This window comes from Fictibacillus solisalsi, from assembly GCF_900103485.1.
Lineage (GTDB): Bacteria > Bacillota > Bacilli > Bacillales > Fictibacillaceae > Fictibacillus_C > Fictibacillus_C solisalsi.
Genome location: NZ_FNHW01000001.1, coordinates 2697067 through 2716400, shown reverse-complemented (window position 1 = coordinate 2716400; position 19334 = coordinate 2697067). Strand labels below are relative to the sequence as shown.

The window sequence follows — 19334 nt, the reverse complement described above, 5'->3', positions numbered from 1 at the left end:
TATCATAGCTATAGGAGGGATTCGTATGGAGCTGGGTTTATTCCAACAACAAAACTTAAGTCTTGTTATGACAGCTGAGCTTCGCCAGGCCATTGCCATCCTGCAATATCCTTGCTATGAACTTTCTCGTTTTTTACAGGAACAGGCGGTAGAGAACCCGCTAATCGAGTTATCCGAATCATCCGCTGTTTTCGAGAACAGTAAAAAGAAAGCGCTTCAAAAAGACCGTTCTCACCAGGATGCCGACATGATCGGGAGGATGCAGCCGGCCGAATTAACCATGCATGACCATCTTCTTCATCAGGTGCTTGATATGCCTATTCCTGAAAACCAGGCGGCTGTGGTGCGTTACTTAATACTGAATATAGACCAGGCAGGGTATCTGGACATTACCAAGGAGGAAATGCTTGAACGCTTTTCCATTTCTTCTGCTTTATTTCATGAGTGCATAGATTGGCTGCATCAGCTGGAGCCGGCTGGAATAGGAGCAAGAAACCTAAGGGAATGCCTGATTCTTCAGATGAGGGCATTGGGGATGTCAGAGCACGATCTGCCGTATCAGGTGGCGGATCACTATCTGGATCTGCTTGCAGAGAGAAAACTGAGGCATATTGCAAGTTTGCTCGCTGTAACCGTCCAGGAGGCTGAACAGGCAGCAGACTTTATTCAGTCACTTGATCCTAAACCAGGCAGGAAACTCTCACAGCCATCTGATTTGGGTTACCTGTATCCCGATTTATCCGTCACTGAGAACAATGGGAGCTATTCCCTTGCCGTTAACGAACAATTCATGCCCAAAATCCGGTTGAATGAAGGCTATGCCGATCTTCTTCAAACCAAAGCCGGCGGGGCTGCCCAATACTTGCAGGAACACTTCCAAAAGCTTCAATGGCTGCAAAAGAGCCTGGAACAGCGGAAAAATACGCTGATCATGATTGCCAAAGAGATTGTATCAGCTCAGCAGCGATTTTTAAAGTGGGGACCGGAGCACCTTGTTCCCATGACCTTGAGGGAAGTCGCTGACCGGATCGGTATGCACGAATCGACTGTCAGCCGGGCAGTCAAAAACAAAGTCATTCAGACGCCAAGAGGAGCGTTTGAACTAAAGTATTTTTTCACAGCCAAGATCGAAACAGTAGGCGGAGAGAATGCATCTGCACAAACCGCAAAGCTCGCGATCAAAAGACTGGTTGATTCCGAGGACAAAGCCAAACCTCTTTCGGACCAGGCGATCGCCGAAAAGCTGATCTCGGAAAAAGGGTTAAGTATTTCAAGAAGAACTGTAGCGAAATATAGAGAAGAATTGAATATTCCTTCTTCATCCAAACGGAAAAGGTACTCATGACAGCTCTTAACCCATAGAGCTGTTTTTTCTTTTTTGTTAAAAGAAAAACATGGTAAAATTAGATGAATAAAACGAAGCCAATGGGGGAACAACTAAATGAGTCCAATTACCATTTCCTTTTATACAAAAAAGCACTGTCCTCTTTGCGATAAAGCACATATGATATTAAAGGAGCTCCAGGAAGAAATGCCATTGGAGATCCGCAAGATTGATATTTACCAGTCAGACGAACTGATTGAAAAATACGGGCTGATGATCCCGGTAATAGCGGCAGAGGGTGAAGAGCTTCAATACGGACAAATCAATAAAGAGAGCCTAAGAAAGCGCTTACTAACAATTAATAAGTAATTTTTGTTGAAATGTTGTCACATCTTTTGTTAGAATGAAGAAGACTTAAACGATAGTCATTTTTTTATTGCCCAGTCGGGACGTTAAATGACTATCCGGGACGATTTATGTCCCTGTGGTATTGGACTCCTCTGATGTTCTGCCGTTTACAAGATAGGGGAATGCACGATGAACGATTTAATAGAAGTACAGAAGAAGCTTTTACCAGATCTTCTGGAAGTCATGACAAAACGGTACAGCATTTTAAAAATTGTTCGTTTCCATGAACCAATCGGCAGACGAAATCTTGCAGTTAACCTTAATATGACGGAAAGGGTTCTCCGTTCCGAAGTTAACTTTTTGAAAGATCAGGGGCTGCTGTCCATTCTTCCTGGAGGAATGTCACTGACACAAGAAGGATTAAGTGTTCTTGAACGGCTTGAAGTTCTTATTAATGAACTTTCCGGACTTCGCGTTTTAGAAATGAGGTTAAGGGAAAACTTAAGTTTGTCAGAAGTGATTATTGTTCCGGGCGATAGTGATAAAGAGCCATGGATTAAAAACGAAATGGGGAAAGCGGCTGCCATGAGGCTTAAGCTGGAGCTCATCGGTCACCATGTGATTGCGGTAACTGGTGGAACTACCACTGCCTCAGTCGCTGAAATGATGACACCCGGGACGAAAGACCAGGACCTTCTGTTTGTACCGGCCAGAGGCGGTCTTGGTGAAAAAGTCGAAAACCAGGCGAACACCATTTGTTCGACCATGGCGGCAAAAGCCCGGGGAAAATACCGTCTGCTTCATTTGCCCGATCAGCTGAGCAAGGAAACCTACCTCTCACTAATGGAAGAACCCGGGGTAAAAGAAGTGATGGAACTGATTCATTCCGCAAGTATAGTCATCCATGGGATTGGCGATGCTAAAACAATGGCAAACAGAAGAAATTCTTCTTCTGCTGTGCTCGAAAAACTCGAACGCGAAAAAGCCGTAGCGGAGGCGTTTGGCTACTACTTCAATCAAAAAGGAGAAGTCGTCCACCGCGTTCGAACAATAGGTCTTCAATTGAACGACCTGAAGCATAGTGATTTTATCATGGCTGTTGCCGGTGGTTCTTCAAAAGCAGAAGCCATTGCAGCATTTATGAAGCATGGTCCGAAAAAAGTGCTGGTGACTGATGAAGGAGCCGCTAATAAACTTCTTTCAGGAACATGAAAATCTATGTAACTTTTTGTGACTAAAGGGCATTGCTCTTTAACTATATTTTTTCTTCTAAAAATTAAGGAGGTCATTTTAAATGGCAACTAAAGTTGGTATTAATGGATTTGGCCGTATTGGTCGTAACGTATTTCGTGCAGCACTAAACAACCCTGAGGTTGAAGTAGTGGCTGTAAATGATTTAACGGATGCAAACATGCTTGCTTTCCTATTAAAGCATGACACTGTGCATGGCAAACTTGATGCTTCTGTTGAAGTTGGTGAAAATTCACTAATCGTAAACGGAAAAGAAATCAAAGTATTGGCTGAGCGCGACCCGGCTCAATTGGGATGGGGAGACCTTGGTGTAGAAGTAGTAGTTGAATCTACTGGACGTTTCACTAAACGTGCGGATGCTGCTAAACACCTTGAAGCTGGCGCTAAAAAAGTTATCATCTCTGCTCCTGCAAGCGATGAAGACATCACAATCGTAATGGGTGTTAACGAAGACAAATACGAAGCTGGAAGCCACCACGTTCTTTCCAACGCTTCTTGTACAACAAACTGCCTTGCACCATTCGCTAAGGTTCTTAACGAAAAATTCGGTATCAAACGCGGTATGATGACTACTGTTCACTCTTACACAAATGACCAACAGATCCTTGATCTTCCGCACAAAGATTACCGTCGTGCACGTGCTGCTGCAGAAAACATCATTCCTACAACAACTGGTGCTGCAAAAGCCGTTTCACTTGTACTTCCAGAGCTTAAAGGAAAACTTAACGGTATGGCAATGCGTGTACCTACACCAAACGTATCACTAGTTGACCTTGTTGCAGAGCTTGACAAAGAAGTTTCTGCTGACGAAGTAAATGCAGCATTGAAAGAAGCCGCAGCCGGCCCGCTTAAAGGAATTCTCGGATACAGCGACGAGCCGCTTGTTTCAACTGACTATAACGGAAACACTAACTCTTCTACAGTTGATGGTCTTTCTACAATGGTTATGGAAGGCAACATGGTAAAAGTTATTTCTTGGTATGACAATGAAACTGGTTATTCCAACCGTGTTGTAGACCTTGTTGACTTTATTGCTAAAAAAGGACTTTAATAAAAGAGAGAATTAAACTGGAGGGGAAGGGTTGTTAAAAGCCCTTACCCTCTTTCCTTTGAAACCACAGATTTTATGGGAGGCGGGTATTGATCTGAACTTCCCGTTTTCTCATGCCTGTTTTAGGTTAAACTAGGTTGTGAACCAAGGATTCTCTTCTTCTCTATTCAAGACTGTCAGGAGGTTATACTTATGAACAAGAAAACAGTTCGTGACATCGATGTTAACGGCAAAGTGGTGTTCTGCCGCGTTGACTTTAACGTTCCGATGGAAAAAGGGGAAATTACCGACGATACTCGAATTCGTGCGGCTCTCCCAACGATTCAATACTTAACAGAGCAAGGGGCCAAAGTGCTGTTGGCCAGCCATCTTGGACGACCGAAAGGCCAAGTGGTGGAAGAGCTTCGTTTAAACCCGGTAGCCCAGCGTTTGAGCAATCTTCTTGGAAAAGAAGTTGTTAAAACAGATGAAGCGTACGGGGAAGAAGTGAAAAAGGCGCTGACTGGCCTTGAGAACGGAAACGTCATCCTTCTTGAAAATGTCCGTTTTTATCCTGGAGAAGAAAAGAATGATCCTGAATTGGCGCAAAAGTTTGCTGAATTGGCAGATGTTTATGTGAATGATGCGTTCGGTGCTGCTCACCGTGCTCATGCATCCACGGAGGGAGTTGCAAAGCTTCTTCCGGCAGTTGCAGGCTTTTTGATGGAAAAGGAGCTTGATGTACTTGGAAAAGCTCTTTCCAATCCTGAACGTCCGTTTACAGCCATCATTGGCGGCGCAAAAGTAAAGGACAAAATTGATGTTATCAATAACCTTCTTGATAAGGTGGACAACCTGATCATCGGCGGAGGTTTGGGCTATACATTTATCAAAGCGCTAGGCTATGATATTGGTAAATCCCTGCTCGAAGAAGACAAAATCGAAACTGCGAAAAGCTTTATGGAGAAAGCGAAGGAAAAAGGCGTGAACTTCCTGATTCCTGAAGATATCCTTGTTGCGGACGATTTTTCTAATGATGCCAATACAAAAGTAGTAGGCATTGATTCCATCCCATCTGACTGGGAAGGTCTTGATATTGGTGCGAAAACGATTGAAAAGTACCAAAACACCATTAAAAATTCGAAGCTTGTGATATGGAATGGTCCAATGGGCGTTTTCGAAATTGATGCGTTCTCTAAAGGAACCCGTTCCATTGCAGAAGCACTTGCTGAAGCAAAAGACACTTACAGTGTGATTGGCGGTGGAGATTCTGCAGCAGCCGTTGAAAAGTTTGGCTATGCTGATCAAATGAGCCACATCTCCACAGGTGGCGGTGCTTCTCTTGAATTCATGGAAGGCAAAGAGCTTCCAGGAGTTACCGCACTGAACGACAAGTAAGTTCTTTAGTATTGCTTTTGAAACGAAATCGACGAAGATTTGTGCAATTTCCCGCATTGTCCCCTGAACCTTGCGGGCACTTTGTACGTTCTTAGGAAGGTGAAAAACATGCGAAAACCGATTATTGCAGGAAACTGGAAAATGAACAAAACACTTTCAGAGGCAAAAGCATTTGTCGAGGAAGTGAAAGGATCCATCCCGTCTGCTGACACAGTGGATTCTGTCGTTTGTGCTCCGGCATTGTTCCTTGACGCTCTTGTACAAGCATCAAAGGGGACAGAACTTGGAGTAGGTGCACAAAACATGCACTATGAAGCAAGCGGAGCATTTACGGGGGAAATCAGCCCGGTTATGCTGAAGGATCTTGGAGTTGGCTATGTTGTTCTTGGCCATTCTGAACGCCGTGAATATTTTGGTGAAACAGATGAGCTTGTTAACCAAAAAACAAAGGCGGCATTCTCACATGGATTGACTCCAATCGTGTGTGTTGGTGAAACGCTTGAACAGCGTGAAGCTGACCAGACAAAAGATGTCGTTAAGACTCAAACGGAAAAAGGACTTCAAGGCCTTTCTGAAGAACAAGTCAAACGTACAGTGGTTGCTTATGAGCCAGTGTGGGCTATCGGCACTGGAAAAACGGCTTCTTCTGAAGATGCGAATGAAGTATGCGCTTATATCCGCAATGTCATTGCCGAACAGTTCTCACAAGAAGCGGCAGACGCAGTCCGTATCCAGTACGGCGGCAGTGTAAAGCCAGGCAACATCAAAGAATTGATGGGCATGTCTGATATTGATGGAGCTCTTGTTGGAGGAGCAAGCCTTGAACCGCAGTCTTTCCTTCAACTTTTGGAAGGTGTAAACAATGCCTAACAAACCTGTAGCACTGATTATTCTTGATGGATTTGCATGCCGCGATGAGAAAAAAGGAAATGCGGTAGCGCATGCAAAGAAACCAAACTTTGACCGATATTGGGAAACGTATCCCCACAATCATTTGACTGCATGTGGTGAAGCTGTTGGGCTTCCTCCGGGACAAATGGGGAACTCTGAAGTCGGGCACTTGAATATTGGTGCAGGCCGCATTGTTTACCAGAGTCTGACCCGTGTAAACCTTGCGATTAAAGAAGGGGAGTTCTATGAAAACCCAACGTTCATTGATGCCATGGACGTTGTGAAGAAAAAGGGGACAAAGCTTCATATTTTCGGTCTTCTTTCAGATGGCGGAATCCATAGTCACATCGACCATATTTTTGCCTTGCTTGAAACGGCCAAAAAACAGGGAGTGGAAAAGGTCTACCTTCATGGCTTCCTGGACGGAAGGGACGTTCCTCCGCAATCAGCAAAAGGCTACATCCAAGAGACGCTTGATAAAATGAAAGAACTTGGTGTAGGACAAATTGCCACCTTGTCCGGCCGTTACTATTCAATGGACCGCGACAAGCGGTGGGATCGTGTAGAAAAATCATACCGTGCCATGGTTTATGGTGAAGGACCTGATTATACCGATCCGCTTGAAGTTGTGGATGACTCCTACAAAAATGAAATCTACGATGAGTTCGTTCTTCCTTCCGTTCTCAAGAACGAAGACGGAACACCGGTGGCTACCATTCAGGATGGAGATTCAATTATATTCTGTAACTTCCGTCCGGACCGTGCCATTCAGATTTCCCAGGTGTTCACAAACGAAGACTTTCGCGGATTTGACCGTGGAGACAAGTTTCCCAAGGACATTCACTTTGTCTGCCTGACAAACTTCAGTGAAACGGTAAAAGGGGATGTTGCATTCAAGCCGACGAACCTCGATAACACACTCGGTGAAGTCCTGTCTCAGCAAAACTACAAGCAGCTGCGTATTGCAGAGACAGAAAAATACCCGCACGTCACGTTCTTCTTCAGCGGCGGACGCGAAGCTGAATTTGAAGGTGAAACTCGGATTCTGATTGACTCTCCAAAAGTAGCGACGTATGACTTGAAGCCGGAAATGAGTGCATATGAAGTAACCGATGCTTTAGTGAAAGAGATCGAAGCTGAAAAGCATGACGCGATTATTTTGAACTTTGCCAATCCGGATATGGTCGGACATTCCGGGAAGCTCGAGCCTACAATTAAAGCAATTGAAGCTGTCGACGAATGTCTTGGCAAAGTAGTCGATGCCATTCTTGAAAAAGACGGTTATGCCATTATTACAGCAGACCACGGAAACTCTGATGAAGTGGTAACGCTCGAAGGCAAGCCGATGACCGCTCACACTACCAACCCCGTGCCGGTTATTGTAACGAAAAAAGATATTGAACTTCGGGACGGAGGCAAACTTGCCGATCTCGCTCCGACATTCCTGACATTGCTAGGCGGCAAGCAGCCGAAAGAAATGACAGGCGAAACATTAATCAAAGATTGATTCATGGAACCGGGATTTGGCAACCGACAGAGGGCCCCTGGAAGTTCGCCTGATCCTAAAATATTAACCACAATTGAAAAGGAGAGAATAACTATGTCAGCAATTATTGAAGTTTACGCTCGAGAAGTATTGGACTCCCGCGGGAATCCAACAGTAGAAGTAGAAGTTTACACAGAGTCCGGTGCATTCGGCCGTGCCATCGTTCCAAGCGGTGCATCAACAGGTGAATATGAAGCAGTTGAGCTTCGTGACGGTGACAAAGGCCGGTACCTTGGCAAAGGTGTAAAAACAGCAGTAGATAACGTAAATACCATTATCGCTCCTGAATTGATTGGCTACGATGCATTGGATCAAGTCGGAATCGACAAAACGTTGATCGAGCTTGATGGAACTGAAAACAAAGGGAAATTGGGAGCTAACGCTATCCTTGGTGTTTCCATGGCGGTTGCGCGAGCTGCTGCAGACCTTCTTGGTATTCCTCTATACATGTATCTTGGAGGATTCAACTCTAAAACTCTTCCAGTTCCAATGATGAACATCCTGAACGGTGGAGAGCATGCGGACAACAACGTCGACATCCAGGAATTCATGGTAATGCCTGTTGGCGCACCGACTTTCTCAGAAGCACTTCGTATGGGTGCTGAAATCTTCCACAGCCTGAAATCCGTTCTTAAAGATAAAGGATTGAATACAGCTGTTGGTGACGAGGGCGGATTCGCTCCTAACCTTTCTTCTAACGAAGAAGCGCTTCAAACAATCATGGAAGCTATTGAAAAAGCAGGATACAAGCCTGGTGAAGAAGTTCGTTTGGCAATGGACGTTGCCTCTTCCGAGCTCTTTAACAAAGAAGACGGAAAATACCACCTTTCTGGTGAGGGTGTAGTTAAATCTTCTGAAGAAATGGTTGCTTTTTATGAAGATCTTGTTTCTAAGTACCCAATCATCTCAATCGAAGATGGCTTGGATGAAAACGACTGGGAAGGCCACAAGTTGTTGACTGACCGTCTTGGCGACAAAGTTCAGCTTGTTGGGGATGACCTTTTCGTAACTAACACAAACAAACTGGCTCAAGGAATTGAGCAAGGCGTGGGTAACTCCATCCTGATCAAAGTGAACCAAATCGGTACGTTGACTGAAACATTCGACGCGATCGAGATGGCAAAACGTGCAGGCTACACTGCAGTTATCTCTCACCGTTCTGGTGAAAGTGAAGACAGCACAATCGCGGACATCGCTGTAGCAACAAACGCCGGCCAAATCAAAACAGGTGCTCCGTCCCGTACGGACCGTGTAGCGAAATATAACCAATTGCTTCGTATCGAAGACGAATTGGCAAGTATCAGCCGCTACCCTGGTTTGAGCGCATTCTACAACCTTAAAAAGTAAATTTAGTAACATAAACCAGGCTGGAACCATATGGTTCCAGCCTGGTTTTTAATTTATTAGGTAGTAAACGAAATCCAGAGCTAATAGAAGATGGGGAGCCAGGCGGCAACGACGATCAGCAGCATCAATAAGATTGAAAATTTAAACAACAAGGCCCATAATGAAAACGGACACGTAAGTTAACGGAAAGAGGAGGAAATGGTATTGAAGTATTTTGAAATTGCTGTTATACCGGGAGACGGGATAGGTAAAGAAGTGGTTCCGGCTTCACTAAACGTTCTGAACACTATCGCTGAGCTCCACGGCGGCTTGAAATTTACCTTTACTGAATTTCCATGGAGCTGTGAATATTATCTTGAGCATGAAGTAATGATGCCGGAGACAGGCCTTGAAACGCTAAAAAATTTTAATGCCATCTTTCTGGGAGCTGTGGGAAATCCGGATATCGTTCCCGATCATATCTCCTTATGGGGCCTTCTCATTAAAATAAGAAGGGCATTTGAGCAAACGATCAATATTCGTCCGGCTAAATATTTCAAAGGACTTCGATCACCACTCGTCAACCCAAAAGATTTTGATCTCATAGTTGTGCGAGAGAACAGTGAAGGGGAGTACAGTGAAGTTGGAGGAAGGATTCACAGCGGCAAGGATGAAACAGCGATACAGAATGCGGTTTTTACAAGAAAGGGTACAGAAAGGGCAATGAGGTATGCATTTGACCTTGCCAAACAGCGTAAGAAACATGTGACGTCTGCTACCAAATCCAATGGTATTGTTCATTCGATGCCGTTCTGGGATGAAGTGTTTCGGGATGTACAAAAGGATTATTCTGATATCGGAACCGCCTCTTATCATATCGATGCCTTGGCAGCGGCCTTCGTCACGAAACCGGAAATCTTTGACGTAATCGTGGCAAGTAATTTGTTCGGTGATATATTAACCGATATCGGCGGAGCCATTATGGGAAGCATCGGAATTGCTCCGGCTGCCAATTTGAATGTAAATGGAAAGTATCCTTCCATGTTTGAGCCGGTCCATGGCTCTGCTCCTGACATTGTTGGAAAAAATATTGCCAATCCGATCGGGCAGATATGGACAGCCAAAATGATGCTGGATCATTTCGGTGAAGTTGAACTTGGGAAAAGATTGCTTGAAGTCATTGAGGAAGTCACAGAGGATCAATTTAAAACTCCGGATATCGGTGGGACATCTACAACCAATGCGGTTGCAGATGAGATTTGCGCACGGCTGCTAAAAAGCGAAGCACTTTCAAAATGATAAAGAAGCAGGTCATGTTAAAATGTGGCCTGCTTTTTCTGATTCCATATATGTTAATTAAACAGGTTTGATGAAAATGATCAAGAAAGATATTCCTTGTTACATAGACTCATATTATGATAAGTACAGCACTAGTATTTTTGAGATGGAAGGGGGAATGAGGTACATGTCGATGTTCGAAATGAACCTTGAGCGGCTCTACATCCGCGACATCCTAACGAGTGATGCAGGGGTCATTGCTCACTGGAAAAGCGATCCTTTATTTCGGAAGATGTCTACGGGAAGCATGACCATAATCAATGAAGGCAACCAGAGGCAGGATATTGAAAAAAGCCTTGTACACCCAAATGAAACCTATGTCATGGTAATGGAAAAGAAAAGCGGGAAGCCGGTGGGATATATTCGCTTTAACTGGATGGGGAGCAATCAGCGTTTCGGGTGGCTTCGGTTCGGACTGGGCGAAGAGCGGGGAAAAGGATATATGCGCGAAGCTTTGAAAGGGATATTTCACCATCTATTTCAGGAGGAAACCCACAGGATTGATGCAGAGGTATACGAATATAATGAGAGAAGCCTGCATCTCCTTGAATCTCTTGGTTTTAAAAGAGAAGGGATCCGGCGGCTGGCTCATTATGATGAAGACAATTATTATGATATACATGTGCTTGGCCTCCTGAAATCAGACTGGCAGGAGCACGTAATTAAGTCTGCCCGTCAGGCGGCCGTAAATTAACCTTTTCATTTTATGGCAAAGCGTTATAATGAAAATAGCTGAATAACGGTTAAGGTCTGTTTTATGTCAAATAAAACGTTAAAAGGGAAGCTGGTTCAAGTCCAGCGCGGTCCCGCCACTGTAATCGGTAGAGCTTTTTTTATATCCACTGTTCGTAAAAGAATGGGAAGGAGAAGATGTTCGATGACCGAGAGTCAGGAGACCTGCCTTAGCCTCATGTGCGATCCTTCGAGGAAAAGGTGAAGCAATTGTAATCATTGAAAAATGAGTTACTGTTGATTCGCTCTCCGAAGGGAGGGCTTTTTTTGTTGCACAAAACGACCAGCTAAAAGAAGTACATACAGGAGTGTGGAAAACGTGAAGAAATTAACTCAGATTACCATGATGCTGCTGCTCGTCATCGCCGTCATGGCCGGCTGTTCAGCCGGAAACCAGTCAGCAGACAAAAAAGAAAATGGTGCCAATTCACCAAAAAGTGAATTCCCCGTAACCATTAAAGATGCATCTGGCGAAAATGTAAAAATAGAGAAGAAGCCAAAGAAAATTGTTTCGCTGATTCCGAGCAATACCGAGGTCGCATTTGCACTTGGTCTGGACAAGGAAATTGTCGGTGTTTCTGACTTCGATAATTATCCGGAAGCTGCCACAAAAAAAACGAAGATTGGCGGCATGGACTTTAACGTCGAAAAGATTGTTGGCATGAAACCTGATCTTGTGCTTGCTCATGCTTCAAGTGCACACACTTCCAAGCAAGGAATCGAACAGCTCAAAAACGCAGGCATAAAAGTTGTTGTAATTAATGAAGCACAGAACTTTCAAGATACGTACAAGTCCATAAACATGATTGCAAAAGCAACAGGCACCCAAAAACAGGGGAATAAGATCGTTAAGTCCATGAAGGATGATCTTGCCGACATTAAAGAAAAAGCAAAGCAAGTGAAAAAGGAAAAGAAAGTCTGGGTGGAAGTGGCACCGGCCCCTGAAATTTATACAGCAGGTAAAGGTACGTTCATTGATGATATGCTGACTGCCATCCATGCAAAAAATGCCGCAGGAAGCCTGAAGGGATGGTCAAAGGTTTCAGAAGAACAGCCAGTCAAATACAATCCCGATGTGATCGTGACCACGTATGGATATTATTCTAAAAATCCTAAAGACCAGATCCTTTCCCGTAAAGGATGGAAAGACATTCCGGCTGTTAAAAATAAAAACATTTATGATGTGCACTCAGACAAGGTGACAAGACCGGGGCCGCGTTTGATTGAAGGAGTGGAGGAGCTTGCAAAAGCCATCTATCCGGACGTATACAAAAAGTAAACTAATTATTTCATACGGCGCAGTGCTGCTGTTATTGTGCTTCGCCGTTTCATTGGGGATATCGGTAGGTTCCATACCTATCCCCCTTTTTCATGTCATTCAGATATTAGGAGCTACTATTTTCCACTATCCTGTTCCAGATAACATTGATACATCGATGGTGAATATCGTCATGGCGATCCGGTTTCCACGGGTCGTACTGGCCATGCTTGTCGGATGTGCGTTGGCGCTTTCGGGCACGGCGTTTCAGGGTTTGCTGAAGAACCCGCTGGCTGATCCGTATACGCTGGGTGTATCGTCAGGCTCGGCACTGGGAGCGGTTATTGTTTTATTCTTTGGTATTCAACTGCCGTTTCTTGGCAGTTTTACGTTGCCGGTCTTCAGTATTATCATGGGGTTTCTTACATTGATCGGTGTGATTTATTTTTCAAGGCTTGTACAGCGAAATCTTTCTGTTGAGACCATCATCCTTGCGGGGGTGTTATGCAGTTCCTTTCTCGGTGCGGTCACGTCACTGTTGATTGCTTTAACCGGAGATGAACTGAGGCAGATCATCGGCTGGCTGCTGGGCAGTGTATCGATGAGAGGCTGGGCCTATGTAGAACTGATTGCTCCCTTTTTATTCGCAGGGTTGCTTATTTTGCTGGCAAGCGCGCGTGAACTTAACGCGCTTTCTTTTGGGCAGCAGGATGCACGGACCATTGGTGTTGATGTTAAAAAACATACCTCCCTTGTTTTGTTTGGAGCTTCGCTTCTGACTGGATCTGCCGTCGCTGTGTCCGGGACCATTGGGTTTGTCGGTCTTGTGATCCCCCATATGGCCCGCATGATCTGGGGAGTCGATCATCGCCATCTGCTTCCGCTTTCCATGATACTTGGGGGAGTGTTTATGGTTTTGGTTGATTTGCTGGCACGGACCATTATTGCACCGACGGAACTTCCTATCGGTGTACTGACCGCCATCATCGGAAGTCCGATTTTTGCGGTAATCTTTATTCGTTATCGGCGAAAGAAGGTGACTACATGATTAACGTACAACAGCTTTCCGGAGGCTACGACGGGAAAAAGGTTGTCGATGATCTTTCGTTTTCCGTAGAGAAGGGGAAAATTACCGGGATCATTGGGCCAAACGGAAGCGGGAAGACCACCCTAATGAAAATGATCAATGGAATGCTTCCTTTTCAATCTGGCGAAGTTTTGATCAAAGGCAAACCGATCAGCAGCTATTCCGCCAAGGAACTGGCAAGAATGATCGCCGTATTGCCACAGCATGCCGAGAGCTCGTTCGATTTTACGGTAAGAGAGGCTGTGGCGCTTGGCCGCTATCCGTTTTATAAAGGATTATTAAAGCATTCAACACCACGGGACGATGAAGTGGTTCAAAACTCCATGGAATTTACAGGGGTTGAGGAGTTTGCGGATAAAAGTATCCAGCTGTTAAGCGGAGGAGAGCGCCAGCGTGTTCTGCTGGCCAAGGCGCTCGCACAAGAGCCGAAAATTTTGCTGCTGGATGAACCGACCAACCATCTGGATTTAGCCTATCAAATGAAACTGATGGATCTGTTAAAGGATTGGGTGGAAGGCTGCCAGTTGACGGTTGTGGCTATTCTCCATGACCTGAATATTGCCAGTCTGTATTGTGACCAGGTTCTTCTTCTGGATAAAGGGAAAATGAAGGCGATTGGAAAGCCTGGTGACATTATGGACAGCAGGATGCTTCAGTCGGTATACAAGACGAACTTAAGCCGTCAGGAACATCCGCAAAAGGCAAAGCCGCTCATTGCGCTCGTTCCCCGGCATCAGGACGAACGTAAGGACTTGTCTGAGATTGTCCTCGAGGCTACACCTGAAACCATGATTTTCCGAAGTCCTTTTTCGCTGAAAACCATGTCATCTGCTGTCATAGGGGGAGGATATCAGTGGGCCAACACATTTGTAAACCGCCACGTGGACAAAAATTATAATGTGAATGACGCCCAAAAAGAATTTGAGGATTATCTGAGTTCGCTTTCTATCAATCCAAATGATACGGTTGGCATGATGACTGCGGCGAGGCTTCAGGATGCTGGAATGGTATCTGTGGATGAAAAAGGTGTAAAACTGCTTGTCGCCTCCACGGTGGGAACCGGCAATGCAGTGGATGCGGGACGTTCGTGGGAACGGAAGGATCAGCCCATGCCCATTGGTACGATCAACATCTGGATTTTTATGGAGGGCAGGCTATCGGACGAAGCATTTGTTCAGGCAATGATGACGGCGACAGAAGCCAAAGCGGGGGCACTCCGCGACTATGGCATTAAAGATCCGGTAACAGGAACTCCAGCGACCGGCACATCGACTGACAGCGTTTGTATAGCCTCAACCCAAAACGGAAAGGAAATGAGGTACGCGGGGACGATTACACCGGCTGGTAAAGCGATTGGAAAAGCGGTCTATCAAACAGTAGGCATTGCCATTAAAAACTATAGAAAGAGAATGCTGCAACCATGATGATTTCTCTGCATTTATTGTCGATTGTCCTTGCACTGATCATTGACCAGCTGATCGGCGATCCCCGCTGGCTGCCGCATCCGGTGAAAGGGTTCGGCAAGATGATCAGCTGGCTGGACCGGTCATTGAACGGTGGAAACTTCCAAAGGTTGAAGGGGCTCTGTATGCTCTTTCTTATTTTGGCTGTTACTCTATTATTCTCGTATGTTCTTGTTTCTTTTGCGTACTCGATTCATTTGGTGGTAGGGGTTTGTGTTGAGTCCCTTTTAATCTCAACGACCATCGCTGCAAGAGGGCTGAAAGAAGCAGGTCGCTCGGTATATGAACCGCTTGTCCGGGGAGATCTGGAGGAAGCCAGAACGAAATTAAGCTGGATTGTGGGCAGAGACACACAAGGCCTTCCCTCTCAGGAAATTGTGAGAGGTACGGTGGAGACCGTGGCAGAGAATACGAGCGATGGCGTGACTGCCCCTCTTTTCTTTGCTTTTATCGGCGGGGCGCCGCTTGCCTTGCTGTACCGGGCCGTAAATACGTGCGATTCTATGGTAGGCTACAAGAATGAAAGATACAAAGACTTTGGCTGGGCATCGGCCAGATTGGACGATGTGCTGAATTATCTCCCCGCCCGTCTTACAGCGTTTTTGATGGTATTCAATGCAATGATGAAGAAGCGTCTGACGTTTGCCTGGCTGAAGGAACAAGCCCGCCATCACCCGAGTCCCAACAGCGGCTGGGGAGAAGCAGCTGTTGCCGGCCTGCTCGGCATAAGGCTTGGAGGAACCAATTATTACAAAGGCCAGGTATCATATCGCCCGTTCATCGGCCGCGCACAAAACAGCCTGAATCCGATACATATTGAAAAAACGATTGTAATCATGCAACAAGCAGTCACATGGTTCACAATTATATTACTTGCAGCGGGAGGGATCTATATTGTTGCTGCCCAATCATGGAGCTAATCCGGAACTGCTGGCCCGATCGCTTGAGACCGAACTGAAGGAAAACAGTCTGGATTTCAGTGTGAATGTCAATCCATATCCTCCGCTCTCCTGTCTGAAGGAGGATTGGGATTCCCTTTACGAAGATATTCTGCACTATCCTCATCCATCTGCAGCTCCTTTTGTACAACTGGCAGCGAAAATGGCAGGTCTCGGTTCTGAACAGGTTCTGGCGGGAAATGGAGCGGCAGAGCTTATTTTTCTCATAGCCCAGGCGTACAGAGGCGCCAATGTGCTGATTATTGAACCTGCTTTTTCTGAATACAGGGAAGCATGTGAAGCGAATGGATGCAGGGTTGAGAGTTTTATAACGCAGGAGGAATCAAAATGGGGGATTTCATTTGTGGAATTAGAAAAATGCCTTGAAGACAAAGAGCTTTGTTTTCTGTGCCACCCAAATAATCCTACGGGTACCGCCCTTGATTCTTTTCAATTGGAGCGGCTTCTGCATTTATGTTCAGAGAAAAAGGTGACCCTGGTTGTCGATGAGGCGTTTGTTCATTTCATGGAGAATCCGGTTACTGCTGTACCTTTACTTGCTCAACATAACAACTTGATCATATTGCGTTCCTTAACAAAGATGTTTCACTTGCCAGGTCTGCGCCTTGGCTACGCTATGTCGTCTTTAGATTTGATTCTACAAATGAAGAAATACCAGCCGCCCTGGAGCGTAAATGGGCCTGCACAAAAAATCGGCATGCTTTGTCTCGAGCATGAAAAATTATTTGCTGCTGATAGTGCCGAAAAGACGGCAAGCGAACGGAAACGGCTTTTTCCTGCCTTGCACCGCCTGGGCTTCGAGCCCTCTCCTTCTCTTGTTAATTTTTATCTTTTGCGAGAAAAGGGAGAAGAAAAGGACCAGATGAGCCTGATTAAATATTTGCTCTCAAAAAGGATTATTGTCAGGCACACCTTCAATTTTAAAGGTCTGGAAGGAAGGTTCATCCGTCTGGCGATCCGGACAGCCCAAGAAAATGATGTGCTTCTGGATACTCTTGAAGGGTGGGCGGCATCATGCTGATTTTTATAACCGGAGGCGTAAGAAGCGGAAAGAGCTCATTTGCTGAAATGGTAGCGGTATACCACGGCAATAAAGGGTATCGCCTTCATTATGTCGCCACATGCGAGCAAAATGGGGCGGAGATGGCCGAGCGCATCAACCGGCACAGGGAGGACCGTGAGAAAAGCGGATACGCATGGAAAACGTGGGAACAGCCCAGAGATATTCATGACTTGAGTGCAGCTTTTGCACATGAAGATGTGATTCTGCTCGACTGTTTAACCAATCTTGTCAGCAATGAGCTTTTTGCCGGGTGGCGGGAAAACAGGAACCAGTGGGAAGAGGCTGCGTTTCGGGAAATGGTTTTTCAAAAAATCATGGATGGAATCACGGAGCTAAAGAAGCAATGCGAAGTCCTGATTATCGTTTCCAATGAAGTGTTTCAAGGCCTGCTGCCAGATGACAGCGGAACGTTTTACTTTATGCAGATGATGGGGCATCTGCATCAGCATATTGTGAGGCAATCACACTGGGTGTACCAGGTAGAATTTGGCATGCCGATTTTACGCAAAGGATATGATGCGGATGAAAACCAATGCACAGCCTGTACGGTTTAGTTCATTGTACGGTTTTGGGCTGGCTTTGCAGTTTTTAACGGCTTTCCCTATTCGGACAGCGTTCCCGTGGACGAAGGAAACAAGTAAATGGAGCGTGTACTGGTATCCGGTTGTTGGACTGTTGCTCGGCGGATTAACTGCCGTTCAGGTGCATTTTCTGAATCAGCAATCGTTTATATCCCCTCTGCTGGTCAGTTTCTATTCGTTTAGTTTTTCTGTCGCATTGACAGGCGGACTGCATCTCGATGGATGGATGGATTGCAGTGATGCCTATTTTTCATACAGCAGTAAAGAAAAGAGACTGGAAATCATGAAGGACCCGAGGACCGGGGCTTTTGGCGTTTTATCCGTTCTGTTCCTTCTGAGCTGGCGTTTTCTATTGATCCATGAAAGCTTGAAGATTGAACCTGGGAAGTGCTGGATTTTGTTTCTGCTCATTCCGTTTCTGGCCCGCACCGGAATGGCCTGCCTCTTGGTTTCTGCTCCTCTGGCAAAGGAGGAAGGCATGGCTTTTGCAATGAAACAGAATGTTTCAAAAATGAGTTTTGGGATTTACGCGGTATATTTTTTGTGTATGGGTGTTGGCTCATGGCTTGCGGGCATGCTTTTTTTATTTACAGGTCTTACGATTTTGGGCGCTTTATTTTTTCTTGTGAGCAAACGGTTTGCGACAATTGAGTTTGGCGGAATCACAGGAGACACGCTTGGTGCGAGTTCAGAAGGGATGGAAACCGTATTATGGCTCGGAGGGTGGCTGTTACTCTCCTTCGTCACGGGCTGACGCTGGAGAATCAGCAAAAGAAATACATCGGATACAGTGATCCTCTTCTTTGCGAAGAGGGCAGGAATGAACTGAGAGAAATACAGGGGAAGGCAATCTATTTACCTTCCGATTTGATCCTGTCAAGTGATCGGAAACGGTGCATGGAGACCGCAGAAATTCTTTTTCCAGACCAGCGGATTATCGCTAGCCCGGCACTTCGGGAAATCCATTTTGGCGAATGGGAAAATAAAACGTATGAAGAGTTGTGCCATGACCGTCATTATAGAGAATGGATTGATGATCCATTTGGAACTTGTCCCCCAGGAGGGGAGCATTTTCATGAGTTTAAAAAACGCCTGCTTTCATCCTGGGAAGAGGAGATATGGCCCTTGGCGGAGCAAAGCGGACATGTGACAGTGGTCACCCATGGGGGTCCGGTCCGCTTTTATTTATCCGTGTTCGCTCCTGAACCAAAAGAAAAGTGGGAGTGGGGTGTTTCTCATGGAAGAGGATACACACTGGTTTGGAACGAAAACAAAGGGAGGTGGAATGCATTATGCACTTTGTTACAGGAGGCGCCTTCCACGGTAAAGCAAAATGGGTGATGGATACTTATTCAGCCTCCCGGAAGATGGAGGGCTGGTGTAATCTGTATGATGCTGTGTGCCCCGAGGCCGAAGAGTTTAAATTTAAAACTTCTCTTGTTGTCATTGAAGGAATGGAACAACTCGTGAAGAAGGTTGTACAGGAGAATGAAAAGGGTACAAGAGAAGTGCTTAAGAAAAACCTGCAAGCCTGGCTGAAATGGGAATCAGAAGTGCCCGGCCGACAGCTTGTTCTGATTGGAACGGACATCGGTAAAGGCATAGTGCCGATGGAGGAAGAAAACAGAAGATGGCGTGATGTTTCCGGCTGGTTTTTTCAAGATGCTGCCATGGCGGCCGAAAAAGTGCATGTGGTCTGGTATGGGATGGAACAGACGATAAAATAAAGGGAGTGACCG

The 19334-nt window shown here is 45.6% G+C and carries 19 protein-coding genes and 1 riboswitch; all 19 genes read left to right on the top strand.

Annotated elements, in window-relative coordinates; translation table 11 throughout:
* Positions 1-25: 25 nt before the first annotated feature.
* The 19 genes from rpoN to BLT53_RS13825 all read left to right on the top strand — a co-directional run bounded on the left by rpoN (position 26) and on the right by BLT53_RS13825 (position 19322).
* Complete coding sequence (gene rpoN / locus BLT53_RS13915) at positions 26-1345, top strand: RNA polymerase factor sigma-54 (protein WP_090235647.1); 1320 nt, start codon at positions 26-28, stop codon at positions 1343-1345.
* 96 nt (positions 1346-1441) lie between these two features.
* Positions 1442-1693: a glutaredoxin family protein gene (locus BLT53_RS13910; RefSeq protein WP_425284683.1), complete on the top strand. Its 252-nt coding sequence runs from the start codon at positions 1442-1444 to the stop codon at positions 1691-1693.
* A gap of 168 nt (positions 1694-1861) precedes the next feature.
* Positions 1862-2884, top strand: coding sequence for a sugar-binding transcriptional regulator (locus BLT53_RS13905; protein ID WP_090235645.1), 1023 nt, complete (start codon positions 1862-1864; stop codon positions 2882-2884).
* Between the two features lie 82 nt (positions 2885-2966).
* Complete coding sequence (gap, locus tag BLT53_RS13900; protein WP_090235644.1) at positions 2967-3974, top strand: type I glyceraldehyde-3-phosphate dehydrogenase; 1008 nt, start codon at positions 2967-2969, stop codon at positions 3972-3974.
* 192 nt (positions 3975-4166) lie between these two features.
* Positions 4167-5351, top strand: coding sequence for a phosphoglycerate kinase (locus BLT53_RS13895; protein ID WP_090235642.1), 1185 nt, complete (start codon positions 4167-4169; stop codon positions 5349-5351).
* A gap of 108 nt (positions 5352-5459) precedes the next feature.
* Positions 5460-6221: a triose-phosphate isomerase gene (gene tpiA / locus BLT53_RS13890; protein ID WP_090235641.1), complete on the top strand. Its 762-nt coding sequence runs from the start codon at positions 5460-5462 to the stop codon at positions 6219-6221.
* A complete protein-coding gene (gpmI, locus tag BLT53_RS13885) occupies positions 6214-7749 on the top strand; it encodes a 2,3-bisphosphoglycerate-independent phosphoglycerate mutase (RefSeq protein ID WP_090235640.1) in 1536 nt (511 codons plus the stop codon). The genes tpiA and gpmI overlap by 8 nt, the downstream gene beginning before the upstream one ends.
* A gap of 93 nt (positions 7750-7842) precedes the next feature.
* Positions 7843-9135: a phosphopyruvate hydratase gene (gene eno / locus BLT53_RS13880; RefSeq protein WP_090235638.1), complete on the top strand. Its 1293-nt coding sequence runs from the start codon at positions 7843-7845 to the stop codon at positions 9133-9135.
* A gap of 204 nt (positions 9136-9339) precedes the next feature.
* Positions 9340-10413: a tartrate dehydrogenase gene (locus BLT53_RS13875; RefSeq protein WP_090235637.1), complete on the top strand. Its 1074-nt coding sequence runs from the start codon at positions 9340-9342 to the stop codon at positions 10411-10413.
* A 166-nt stretch (positions 10414-10579) separates the two neighbouring features.
* The gene (locus BLT53_RS13870; RefSeq protein ID WP_170834350.1) at positions 10580-11146 is read left to right on the top strand and encodes a GNAT family N-acetyltransferase; all 567 of its coding nucleotides are present in this window, start codon (positions 10580-10582) and stop codon (positions 11144-11146) included.
* A gap of 35 nt (positions 11147-11181) precedes the next feature.
* Positions 11182-11371, top strand: a riboswitch (cobalamin riboswitch).
* A 132-nt stretch (positions 11372-11503) separates the two neighbouring features.
* On the top strand, positions 11504-12463 hold the full coding sequence (locus BLT53_RS13865; RefSeq protein WP_425284682.1) for an ABC transporter substrate-binding protein: 960 nt from the start codon (positions 11504-11506) through the stop codon (positions 12461-12463).
* A complete protein-coding gene (locus BLT53_RS13860) occupies positions 12426-13490 on the top strand; it encodes a FecCD family ABC transporter permease (RefSeq protein WP_090235634.1) in 1065 nt (354 codons plus the stop codon). Before BLT53_RS13865 ends, BLT53_RS13860 begins: the two co-directional genes overlap by 38 nt.
* Complete coding sequence (locus BLT53_RS13855; RefSeq protein WP_090235633.1) at positions 13487-14953, top strand: heme ABC transporter ATP-binding protein; 1467 nt, start codon at positions 13487-13489, stop codon at positions 14951-14953. Before BLT53_RS13860 ends, BLT53_RS13855 begins: the two co-directional genes overlap by 4 nt.
* Positions 14953-15912 (top strand): adenosylcobinamide-phosphate synthase CbiB, encoded by a 960-nt coding sequence (cbiB, locus tag BLT53_RS13850; protein ID WP_170834406.1) that lies wholly within the window; start codon positions 14953-14955, stop codon positions 15910-15912. The genes BLT53_RS13855 and cbiB overlap by 1 nt, the downstream gene beginning before the upstream one ends.
* Positions 15887-16972, top strand: coding sequence for a threonine-phosphate decarboxylase CobD (cobD, locus tag BLT53_RS13845; RefSeq protein WP_170834349.1), 1086 nt, complete (start codon positions 15887-15889; stop codon positions 16970-16972). Before cbiB ends, cobD begins: the two co-directional genes overlap by 26 nt.
* Positions 16966-17568, top strand: a complete 603-nt coding sequence (locus BLT53_RS13840; protein ID WP_090235629.1) for a bifunctional adenosylcobinamide kinase/adenosylcobinamide-phosphate guanylyltransferase — start codon at positions 16966-16968, stop codon at positions 17566-17568. Before cobD ends, BLT53_RS13840 begins: the two co-directional genes overlap by 7 nt.
* Entirely contained in the window at positions 17537-18349 is an 813-nt protein-coding gene (gene cobS, locus BLT53_RS13835) for an adenosylcobinamide-GDP ribazoletransferase (RefSeq protein ID WP_170834348.1), read from the top strand. The genes BLT53_RS13840 and cobS overlap by 32 nt, the downstream gene beginning before the upstream one ends.
* A complete protein-coding gene (locus BLT53_RS13830; protein WP_090235627.1) occupies positions 18307-18936 on the top strand; it encodes a histidine phosphatase family protein in 630 nt (209 codons plus the stop codon). The genes cobS and BLT53_RS13830 overlap by 43 nt, the downstream gene beginning before the upstream one ends.
* A complete protein-coding gene (locus BLT53_RS13825; RefSeq protein ID WP_090235625.1) occupies positions 18888-19322 on the top strand; it encodes a bifunctional adenosylcobinamide kinase/adenosylcobinamide-phosphate guanylyltransferase in 435 nt (144 codons plus the stop codon). Before BLT53_RS13830 ends, BLT53_RS13825 begins: the two co-directional genes overlap by 49 nt.
* Positions 19323-19334 lie beyond the last annotated feature (12 nt).